Genomic DNA, 10,645 nt, shown 5'->3' with positions numbered 1-10,645 from the left:
GGGGCCGGACTCCGTGGGCATAAGCCCTCAGGGGGCTGAACCCGCACCGGACGGTGCGGGTTCAGCCCCCTCAGGGCTTCAGGGCCGCGGGTCAGCCCTTCGTCGGGTGCGGGGTCGAGCCGTACGCCTTCAGGAAGCGGTCGCGGAAGGCGCTCATCTTCCACACCGGCGCGTTGTGCGCGGGCCGCAGGCCGTCCGACCAGCCCCAGTCGGCGATCTTGTCGAACACCTTCGGGTCCTTGGCGACGATCGCGCACGGCACGTCACGGCTGGCGTTGTTGCCGCTGACCCGGGAGATCGGCTGGTGGTCGCCGAGGAAGACGAGGACCGTGTTGTCGTTGCCGTAGCGCTCGAGCCACTGGGTCAGGGCGGTCACGGAGTACTGGACCGACTTGCCGTACTCCTCTTTCGACCGGGTGGGGTCGGCGATGATGTCCGCCGGCTTGTTGCCCGCCTTCTGGATGGCGTCGAAGATCGAGCCGTTGCCCAGCTGGTTCCAGCCGACCATCTTCGGGATGGGCGCCCAGGGCTGGTGGCTGGAGGTCAGGATGACGAACGACATCAGCGGCTTGTCGTGCTTCTTGCCGTGCACCTGCTGCTGGAACTGCTCCAGCGCGTACTGGTCCGGCATCGTCGACCAGCTGAACTTCGGGCCCTTGTAGCCGAGCTGGAAGGCGTTGTAGACCTTGTCGAGGCCGTACCACTTCGCCTCCGGCCAGCCCTTCTGCACACCCGGCATGACGCCGACGGTGTCCCAGGCGCCGGTCTTCTTGAACGCGTCGGTGAGGGTGAGGTGGTCGCTCGCGGTGACGGTGCGGTAGCGGTTCTGGTTGCTGACCCACAGGCCCGACATGAATGTGGAGTGGCCGAGCCAGCTGCTGCCGCCGTAGGTCGCCGAGGTCAGCCAGCCGCTCTTGGCATGGAAGCCGGCCTTCGCCAGGGCCTGGGTGCTGGAGTCCAGGGTCTTGTCGACACCGGGCGCCATGATCGGGTCCTCGACGGCGCTACGGCCGTAGCTCTCGATGAACGTGAAGATCATGTCCTTGCCGCGCAGATCGGGCACGAGCTGGGAGCCCGGGGTGTTGCCGAAGGTGTCGGCCTGCGCCGTCTTGCCGAACTCCCGCTCGTCACGCACGGTCTCCCGGATCCGGTCGGAGCGGTACTGGAGCATCGTGACGGTGTGCTCGGCGGCCAGCGGCACTCCGCTGACCTGGAGGCTGAGGGCCTGGCAGGTCATCCACACCATGCTCAGCACGAGGACGCTGCGGGTGGTGGTGGCGCGGTGCCGGGCTATCACGTTGCTCAGCCGTACGACGGCGAGCGCCGTCACGCCGAGCACGACGACGACGATCGCGACAGCCGCGATCAGCGCGCCCAGGGCGCCTGTTCCGCCCAGTGTGTCCTGGAGATAGGAGTAGGCGTCGGTGAAGAGCGGCCAGTCGAGGATGACGTTGAAGCCGCGGCCGAGGTACTGGTAGAAGCCGACGTCCAGCAGGTTGAGCACGGTCAGCACGCCGAGCACGACGCCGCCGAGCCAGGCCGTGATCAGCCGGGGCCGGCGGGGCAGCGCGGTCAGCACTACGGCGCCGATGAGCGCCTCCACCGGGAGCCGGGTGAACTGGGCGAGCTGGAAGTTCTCCGGCCGGTTGGGCAGCACGAACGAGACGACGACGAGCAGAGCGGCGAGCACGGAGACGCTGATCCCGATCACCCGGGCCGCCACCGGGTGATCCTCCTTCCAGGCGCGCAGCCGCCGCCCGCGCCGGGAGCGGGCGGACGGGACACCGGCTGCCGTCCCCCCTTCCTCGGTGGCGGGTACGGCGTTGGCCGCGTCCTTGTCCGCGTCGGCGTCCGTGGCTGCGGCTGCTTCCGCGTCTGTGTCCGCGTCCGCGGTCGCGTCTGCCTCCGCGGTCGTGTCCGCGTCCGCGGTCGTGCTCGTCTCCTCGCCTGCGGCTTCGCTTTCGGCGGGGGCGGAGACGGGTACGTCGGCGGAAGCGGTCTCCTCGGCCGCGTCGGCCTTGTCAGAGGGAGCGGTTTCGGCCCTGTCGTCCTTGTCGGCCTCGTCGCTCTCGTCCGCGGAAGCGATCGCGTCCGCGGTGGGGGCGGTCTCGGCGTCGGGCCTGTCAGGACCGTCCGGCTCCTCTGCGGTCGGGTGTTCCGACGGCTCCGACGGTCGTTCCTCCGCCGTCCGGTGCTCCGAGGTCGGTTTCTCCGGCGACGTCTCCGGAGCGGGCGCAGTCCCCTCCGCTTCCGGCTGTTCATCCTCCGCCGGCAGGACCCCGTCGGTGACCACCCCAGCCTTGTCCTGCGTCTGTCGTTGACCAGTGTTGAGAGGCAACCCGAGGGTCCTTCCGTGCGAAGCCCGTGGTGGAGAGGCGGGCCACGCTGGGGAGGCTGGGCCCGCCGTCATCCCGTACGGGCAGCCCCGGGCCTACGTTCAAGCCGACCGCCCCAGCGCCCGGCAAACACCCGGCAAACCCGAGGTCAACCGGCTCTGCCCGGCTCCACGGGTCACCCGCGTCAGGCGCCTCCGACCGCGGTGAGCAGCGCGAGCGGTGTCGCGGCCGAACGGGACTCCCGGGTGCAGGCGTGCGGGTACGGCACCGGCTCCGGATGGGTGTCACGGCCGTAGCCCGCGTACGCCTCCGGCAACCGGTGGCCCGTCGCCGTCGATGCCTCCACCAGCGCGTTCGCCACCGTACGGGCCTCGTCGTGCAGCCCGTAGCGGGCCAGGCCCAGCGTGATCAGCGCGTTGTCGTGCGGCCAGACAGAGCCGCGGTGGTACGACAACGGGTGGTACGCCGCCTGGCCCGAGGCCAGGGTGCGCACCCCCCAGCCGGAGAAGAAGTCCGGTTCCAGCAGGCGTCGGCCGACCAGTTCGCCGTACTCCTTGTCCAGCAGGCCCGACCACAGCAGATGCCCCGCGTCCGAGGCGAGCGCGTTCACCTGGCGGCCCTCGCCGTCCAGCGCGAGCGCGGGGAAGGCGTGCTCCTCCATCCAGAAGTCGCGCTGGAACCGGTCGCGCAGATCCCCGGCCGCCTGTTCCAGCAGCGCCGCGTACACCTCGTCGTCCCACACCGTGCGGGCCAGATGCGCGGTGCGGCGCAGCGCGTCGTACGCGTACCCCTGCGCGCCCGCTGCCATCACCGGTCCGTGCGGACGGCTGCCGTCGGCGGAGCAGATCGCGCCGGGGGAGTCCTTCCAGTTCTGGTTGGCGAGACCGCCCTGGTCGGCGCGGTAGACGAGATACCCGCGGGAGGTGAGCCCGCCGTGGTCCAGCATCCAGCCGATCGCCGCCCGCGCGTGGGGTTCCAGACGGCGGGCCAGCGCAAGGTCGCCGGTCTGCTCGACGTACGCCCCCAGCAGGACCAGGAAGAGGGGGGTCGCGTCGACCGAGCCGTAGTACCGCCCGAACGGCACCTGTCCGAAGTGTGCCAGCTCTCCGTGCCGTACCTCGTGCACGATCTTTCCGGGCTGGGCCACCGAACGCGAGCCGACCTCGGTCGCCTGCGTCGCGGCGAGCGCGGGCAGGGTGGCCGCGGCCAGCCGGGGGCGGTAGGGCAGCGCGAAGAGGGAGGTGAGGAGCGCGTCGCGGCCCAGCAGCGCGAGGAACCAGGGGGCGCCCGCGGCGGGGACGAGGAGTTCCTCGCCCTCGGGTCCGGTCGCCGGGACCTGGAGCGAGGCCAGGTCGGACAGGCCCTGCGCGCATGCCGTGGCCAGTTCGGGCCAGCCGGTGGGAAACGCCACGCCCTCCATGAACGCGGCTTCCTGCGCGAGCAGTTGCTCGACGGCGGCGGCGGGAGTCGCCGGGACCGCGGGGTCCTGTGCGACCCCGTGCGGCCGGGCGGCGACCCGCAGCAGCAGCTCCGCCGAGCCGTGCGGGTCGAGTTCCAGCGTCCACACCAGGCGGCGGGCGCCCGTGCCGGTCTCCTCCACGCCGTCCGGCGGGGGCTCGGACGTGACGGTGGTGCCGGACCGCCACTCGCCGCGCCGATAGCCGAACTCCACGCCCTCGTCGAGGATCTGACGGGACCGTACGGCGCCCGCCTTGGTATACGTACGGTGGTCCGAGCGCAGCTCGAACTGGTCCGTGAAGTCGGCGTCCGCGGTGACCGCCACCCGCACCGTGGTCGGCACCGGGCGGTTGTTGGTGACCCGCAGCGACTCCACGAACGCCCCGTCCACCACGGCCTGTTCACGGAAGAGGGTGGAGGCGGGCGGCTCCTGCCGGCCGCCTCGCGGTACGAGGACACAGCGCGCCGTCTCCCCTGCGGCGACCGGTGTGAGCGTCTCGGGCACCGCGCCGTCGACGGTGAGCTGCCACCGGCTCAGGTGCCGTGCGTCCCGTACGAAGAACCCGTCCGGGGAGTTGCCGCCCCGCACCCCGCTGATGTCGCCGCTGTCGCCCACTGCGGCGAACGTGCCGCCGCGCACGAGCAGATGATGCCGGTCTGTCATCCCCGGTCCTCTCCCTTGTCACTCCTGTCGAACGTGCTGGTGCCCGTGGGGGATACGCCGTGTTCGGTAAGGGATTTCCCCTTATTCGGCTTCTCCGGGCCCACCGGTGGGCGTGGGGGGTTGTGCAACAGATCGAGGGAAAGTGCGGCAGTCCAGCCGAAGCCCTGCACGCCGCACGCCTCGCCGGTGTACGGGTCGACGTACTCCGCGAAGTCCGACGTGTCCGCCGTCTCCAGCAGGGCCTCGTGCAGCGCGTCGGCCGCCGTCTCCTCCCGGTGCGTCCTCAGCCCGCGCTCCAGCAGCCAGCCGGTGTTGAACCATGCCGGGCCGCGCCAGTACCGGTGCGGGTCGAACGCCTCGCCGAGCAGGTCGTAGCTCGGCACGAGCCGGGTCGCGCCGCCCAGCCCGAAGTGGGGCCCGGACAGGGTGCGCACGAGCGCGGCCGCGATGTCGCGGGGGAGCGTGGGCAGGAGCAACGGGATGAGTCCGGAGACACAGCGCTCGGGGACGAGGGCACCGGAGGGAGAGCGCTGCTCCGTCGAGAGAGCAGCGCTCCGGGAGCGCCGATCCATGTGAAGAGCACCGCTCTCGCCCGCCCGTCCTCGCAGATCCCGGCAGAAGAACATCCCCTCGGCCGGGTCCCAGAGGCGGTCGACGAGGGCCGTCGTCAGGCGCTGTGCGCGGGCGTGGCGGGCCGTGCCTGTCGCACCCAGCTCCCTGGCTATCCGGGCCAACGCGTGCTCCGACGCGATCAGCAGCGCGTTGAACGCCGGGTCCTCCACCGCGAACTCGCCCGTCCCGTCGGCGTATCCACTGTCCCGGTAGTCCGTCGCCAGCCGTACGTACCGCCCGTAGTCCAGGTCCGTGGGGCGGTCCTCGGGTGCGCCGTGGTCCAGGTCGGCGCGGCGGAAGGCGCGGGCCGGGGCCGGGGTGATCCGGGACAGCGGAGCGTCCCAGGCGGGGCTGTTGTCCATGCCCTGCTCCCAGGGGTGCACCACCGAGACGAGCCCGCCGCCGCCCAGGTCCCGGCGGTGCAGCAGATAGCGGTGCCAGGCGGCGAGGCGCGGGTGGACGCGGGGCAGGAAGCCGCGCGCCCGGGACAGCCCCGGGTCGGCCCGGTGCACCAGCCAGGCCGCCAGCGCGTGCACCGGTGGCTGCACGATGCCCGAGGTCTGTACGGTGCGCGGGGCGCCCGCAGCGCGCCCCGCGGTCGAGGAACGCCAGAAGTCGGGGCTCGGGAAGTACGCGTCGAGCGGCACGGAGGGGTTGAAGACGATGTGCGGGATGCGCCCGTCCGCCCACTGGGCGTCGAGGAGCGTCTCCAGTTCCGTCTGCGCCCTCAGCGGCGACAGATGGCGCAGGCCGATCGCGATGAACGCGGAGTCCCAGGACCACTGGTGGGGGTACAGGCTGTGCGACGGCACCGTGGAGGTGCCCGTCCAGTTTCCTTCGAGCACCTGTGCGGCCCTGACATGCAGCGCCCTCCGGCGCGTGGACGGACCGTATACAGCGGGTCCGGATCGGGGGTTCGCCGGTCCGGGTCGGGGGTTCTCGCGTGGAGGGGGTGTCGGTGGCGTGCCGGGAGTGCGCACGGGACCGGTGAGTTCCGTACGGCGGGCGGTGAGTCGGGTGGTGCGGTCCACTCAGGTCTCCCTGAAAGACGTCCTGCCGCTCGGTTCGGCAGTAGCTACCGTGGAGTTACGTCTACTTAACATGCAAAACTCACTATGTAAGGCGCGGTTGGTGAACGCAAGGGGGTGCGCATGAGAGGAAGAGCCGGGACGCCGGGCCGACAGGCCGGCGCGGGAGATCTGCTCGCACTGGTCCGCAGCGGCCGTGCCACGACCCGCGGTGCCCTTCAACAGGCCACGGGCCTGTCCCGGGCCACGGTCGGCCAGCGCCTGGACCGTCTCTTCCGGGCCGGCTGGCTGCGCGAGGGCGCGGGCGGACCGGTGGACTCCCCGCTCGGCGGGCGTCCTTCGATCACCCTGGAGTTCGACGACGCCCATGCCGTGGTGCTCGCCGCCGACCTCGACACCCGGCACGCCCGCGCCGCGGTTCTCTCCCTGACCGGGGAGTTCCTGGCCGAACACTCCGGGGTGCTGGTCATAGAGAAGGGCCCGGACGCCGTGCTCGGCGAACTGGGGCGCTGGTTCGCCCGGCTCCTGGAGAAGGCGGGACACGGCGCGCACGAGGTCTGCGGGATCGGGCTCGCCGTCCCCGGGCCCGTGGACAGCGACACCGGGCGGGTCGTCCAGCCGCCGATCATGCCCGGCTGGGACACCTACGACATACGAGGGCGCCTCGGCCGTGCCTTCGCCGAGCATGCGCACGGCGCCACGGACGTGCCGGTGCTCGTGGACAACGACGCGAACTTGATGGCGTACGGGGAGCAGCGCACCGCGCACCCGGACTGCTCGGCGTTCGTGCTGGTCAAGGTGTCCACCGGTATCGGCGCGGGAGTGGTCGTCGACGGCCGGATCTACCGGGGTGTCGACGGCGGCGCCGGGGACATCGGCCACATCCGGGTCCCCGAGGGCGCGGGCGCGCTGTGCCGGTGCGGTTCCTACGGCTGTCTCGCCGCCGTGGCGAGCGGAGGCGCCGTCGCGCGCCGGCTCGCGGAGCAGGGGGTGCGGGCCGCCTCCGGCTCGGACGTGCGGGAGCTGCTGGCCGCGGGGAACCCGGAGGCCGCCGCGCTCGCCCGGGAGGCCGGACGGCGGGTCGGGGACGTCCTCGCGACGGTCGTGACCCTGCTGAACCCGGGGGTGCTGATGATCGCCGGGGATCTGGCTGGAACGCCCTTCCTGACGGGGGTGAGGGAGCTGCTGTACCAGCGGGCGTTGCCGCGTTCCACCGCGCGTCTGGACGTGGTGACCTCCCGGCTGGGGGAGCGGTCGGGCCTGGTCGGGGCCGGTGCCCTGGTCGTCGAGCATCTCTACGCACCGGAACGGGTGGAGGAACGGCTGCTCGCGCTCGGGGTGTGAGGCACGGTGGAGGCGCCCTGAGGTGTCGTGGGCATGGCGCGGACATTTCCGCCCGTACATGCGTCCGCATGGTGAAAAGGGGCCGCCTCGCATAGCGTGATTCTCGCCACCCCTGATAGGGGTTGCGCTCAGATGAGCGGATCTTGGGCGACTGCACTTCTCAAAGGATGGCACTGAGTGCCACCCTTTGATCGTTCATCGATCGAACTCAGACGTGACGAGAGCTGCTCATCTGAGCGACAAAACGGGTCTACGGGCGTCGATGCGTTCAAGAAGTGAAAACATCCCCCGGTCGACGCTTGCGAAGCTTTGACTTTCGATCCAGTGGCGGACGAGTGGTTACAGGCGCATGACGCGCAAGTGGACGTACCCAGGCTCCTTCGATCTGGGTATGTTCCTCGCCGTCAGGGCAGCCACCGCGTCCTCGAGGAGTCGAGACCGTGTCGGAAAACAAAGATCCCCACGTAACTGAGAACGGCGTGGAGGGTGTGAAGTTCGTTTACGACTTCACCGAGGGCAACAAGGACCTCAAGGACCTCCTGGGCGGCAAGGGCGCGAACCTCGCCGAAATGACCAACCTCGGTCTGCCCGTCCCTCCGGGCTTCACCATCACCACCGAGGCCTGCAAGGTCTACCTGGACAGCGGCCAGGAACCCGCGGCACTGCGTGACGAGGTGAGTGCGCACCTCTCCGCTCTCGAGGACCGGATGGGCAAGAAGCTCGGCCAGGCCGACGACCCGCTGCTGGTCTCGGTGCGTTCCGGGGCGAAGTTCTCCATGCCCGGCATGATGGACACCGTCCTGAACATCGGTCTCTCCGACAAGTCGGTGCAGGGCCTGGCCAGTCAGGCCGGCGACGAGCGTTTCGCCTGGGACTCCTACCGGCGCCTCATCCAGATGTTCGGCAAGACGGTCCTCGGCGTCGACGGCGACCTCTTCGAGGACGCGCTGGAGAAGGCCAAGGAGACCAAGAAGGTCACCGACGACACCCAGCTGGACGCGTCGGACCTGAAGAAGCTGGTCACCAAGTACAAGAAGATCGTCAAGACCGAGGCCGGGCGCGACTTCCCGCAGGACCCGCGCGAGCAGATGGACCTCGCCATCAAGGCGGTCTTCGAGTCCTGGAACGGCGACCGCGCCAAGCTCTACCGCCGTCAGGAGCGCATCCCGCACGACCTGGGCACGGCGGTCAACGTCTGCTCGATGGTCTTCGGCAACCTCGGCCCCGACTCCGGCACGGGCGTCGCCTTCACCCGCGACCCCGCCTCCGGCCACCAGGGCGTGTACGGCGATTACCTGCAGAACGCGCAGGGCGAGGACGTGGTGGCGGGCATCCGCAACACGGTCCCGCTCGCCGAGCTGGAGCGGATCGACAAGAAGTCGTACGACCAGCTGATGCAGATCATGGAGACCCTGGAGAACCACTACAAGGATCTCTGCGACATCGAGTTCACCATCGAGCGCGGCCGGCTGTGGATGCTCCAGACCCGCGTCGGCAAGCGCACCGCGGGCGCGGCCTTCCGTATCGCCACACAGCTGGTGGACCAGGGTCTGATCGACGAGGCCGAGGCGCTCCAGCGCGTCAACGGCGCGCAGCTCGCCCAGCTGATGTTCCCGCGGTTCGACGAGAGCGCGAAGGTCGAGCAGGTCGGCCGGGGCATCGCCGCCTCGCCGGGCGCGGCCGTCGGCAAGGCGGTCTTCGACTCGTACACCGCGGTCAAGTGGTCGCGCTCCGGCGAGAAGGTCATCCTGGTCCGCCGCGAGACCAACCCCGACGACCTGGATGGCATGATCGCGGCCGAGGGCATCCTCACCTCCCGCGGCGGCAAGACCTCGCACGCGGCCGTGGTCGCGCGCGGCATGGGCAAGACCTGTGTCTGCGGTGCGGAGGAGCTGGAGGTCGACACCAAGCGGCGCCGGATGACGGTGCCGGGCGGGCACGTCGTCGAGGAGGGCGACGTGATCTCCATCGACGGCTCCTCGGGCAAGGTGTACCTCGGTGAGGTCCCGGTCGTCCCGTCCCCGGTCGTCGAGTACTTCGAGGGCCGGATGCACGCGGGTGCCGACGACGCGGACGAGCTGGTCGAGGCCGTGCACCGCATCATGGCCTTCGCGGACCGCAAGCGCCGCCTCCGGGTCCGCGCGAACGCGGACAACGCCGAGGACGCGCTGCGCGCACGGCGCTTCGGCGCGCAGGGCATCGGCCTGTGCCGCACCGAGCACATGTTCCTCGGTGACCGTCGTGAGCTGGTGGAGCGTCTGATCCTGGCGGACACCGAGATCGAGCGCGAGGACTCCCTGAAGGAACTCCTGCCGCTCCAGAAGCAGGACTTCGTGGAGCTGTTCGAGGCGATGGACGGTCTGCCCGTCACCATCCGCCTCCTCGACCCGCCGCTGCACGAGTTCCTGCCCGACATCACCGAGCTGTCGGTGCGCGTGGCGCTGGCCGAGTCCCGCCAGGAGCCGCACGAGAACGAGCTGCGCCTGCTCCAGGCCGTGCACCGGCTGCACGAGCAGAACCCGATGCTGGGCCTGCGGGGCGTGCGCCTCGGCCTCGTGATCCCGGGCCTGTTCACCATGCAGGTACGGGCGATCGCCGAGGCGGCGGCCGAGCGCAAGGCCGCGAAGGGCGACCCGCGCGCGGAGGTCATGATCCCGCTGGTCGGCACGGTCCAGGAGCTGGAGATCGTGCGCGAGGAGGCGGACCGGGTCATCTCCGAGGTCGAGGAGGCCACGGGCACCCGGCTGAAGCTGGCGATCGGCACGATGATCGAGCTGCCGCGCGCCGCGCTGACGGCCGGGCAGATCGCCGAGGCCGCCGAGTTCTTCTCCTTCGGCACCAACGACCTCACCCAGACGGTGTGGGGCTTCAGCCGGGACGACGTGGAGGCGAGCTTCTTCACGGCCTACCTGGAGAAGGGCATCTTCGGCGTCTCCCCGTTCGAGACCATCGACCGGGACGGCGTGGGCAAGCTGGTCCGCGACGCGGCCAAGGCGGGCCGGGAGGTCCGGCCGGACCTGAAGCTCGGTGTCTGCGGCGAGCACGGCGGCGACCCCGAGTCGGTGCACTTCTTCCACGAGGTGGGGCTGGACTACGTGTCCTGCTCGCCGTTCCGGATCCCGGTGGCCCGCCTGGAGGCGGGCCGGGCGGCCTCGCAGTCGCAGGGCAGCGACCACCGCTGACGCACACCGCAAGACCTCCGG

General features: G+C 70.8%; 5 protein-coding genes. 2 read left to right on the top strand and 3 right to left on the bottom strand.

What is annotated here, in order from left to right; all coding sequences use genetic code 11:
* Window positions 1-91: 91 nt before the first annotated feature.
* The 3 genes from AB0L95_RS34815 to AB0L95_RS34805 all read right to left on the bottom strand — a co-directional run bounded on the left by AB0L95_RS34815 (window position 92) and on the right by AB0L95_RS34805 (window position 6,101).
* The gene (locus AB0L95_RS34815) at window positions 92-1,750 is read right to left on the bottom strand and encodes a sulfatase-like hydrolase/transferase (protein WP_365168921.1); all 1,659 of its coding nucleotides are present in this window, start codon (window positions 1,748-1,750) and stop codon (window positions 92-94) included.
* A 770-nt stretch (window positions 1,751-2,520) separates the two neighbouring features.
* Complete coding sequence (locus AB0L95_RS34810) at window positions 2,521-4,458, bottom strand: glycogen debranching N-terminal domain-containing protein (protein WP_365168913.1); 1,938 nt, start codon at window positions 4,456-4,458, stop codon at window positions 2,521-2,523.
* On the bottom strand, window positions 4,455-6,101 hold the full coding sequence (locus tag AB0L95_RS34805) for a hypothetical protein (RefSeq protein ID WP_365168911.1): 1,647 nt from the start codon (window positions 6,099-6,101) through the stop codon (window positions 4,455-4,457). Before AB0L95_RS34805 ends, AB0L95_RS34810 begins: the two co-directional genes overlap by 4 nt.
* A 120-nt stretch (window positions 6,102-6,221) precedes the next feature.
* Here AB0L95_RS34805 and AB0L95_RS34800 point away from each other — a divergent pair, with 120 nt between their 5' ends.
* Window positions 6,222-7,442 (top strand): ROK family protein, encoded by a 1,221-nt coding sequence (locus tag AB0L95_RS34800; RefSeq protein ID WP_365168909.1) that lies wholly within the window; start codon window positions 6,222-6,224, stop codon window positions 7,440-7,442.
* 488 nt (window positions 7,443-7,930) lie between these two features.
* Complete coding sequence (gene ppdK, locus AB0L95_RS34795) at window positions 7,931-10,624, top strand: pyruvate, phosphate dikinase (protein ID WP_365168906.1); 2,694 nt, start codon at window positions 7,931-7,933, stop codon at window positions 10,622-10,624.
* The last annotated feature ends 21 nt before the right edge of the window (window positions 10,625-10,645 follow it).

This window comes from Streptomyces sp. NPDC052036 (assembly GCF_040680495.1).
In the GTDB taxonomy this organism is placed as follows: Bacteria; Actinomycetota; Actinomycetes; order Streptomycetales; family Streptomycetaceae; genus Streptomyces.
The sequence above is the reverse complement of the archived record's forward strand: the minus strand, read 5'-3'. Positions and strand labels throughout refer to the sequence as shown.

What these genes read in the sequence shown, in the direction of transcription:
- AB0L95_RS34810 (WP_365168913.1), bottom strand. Translation starts at nt 4,458, where the DNA reads ATGACAGACCGGCATCATCTGCTCGTGCGCGGCGGCACGTTCGCCGCA.
- AB0L95_RS34800 (WP_365168909.1), top strand. Translation starts at nt 6,222, where the DNA reads ATGAGAGGAAGAGCCGGGACGCCGGGCCGACAGGCCGGCGCGGGAGAT.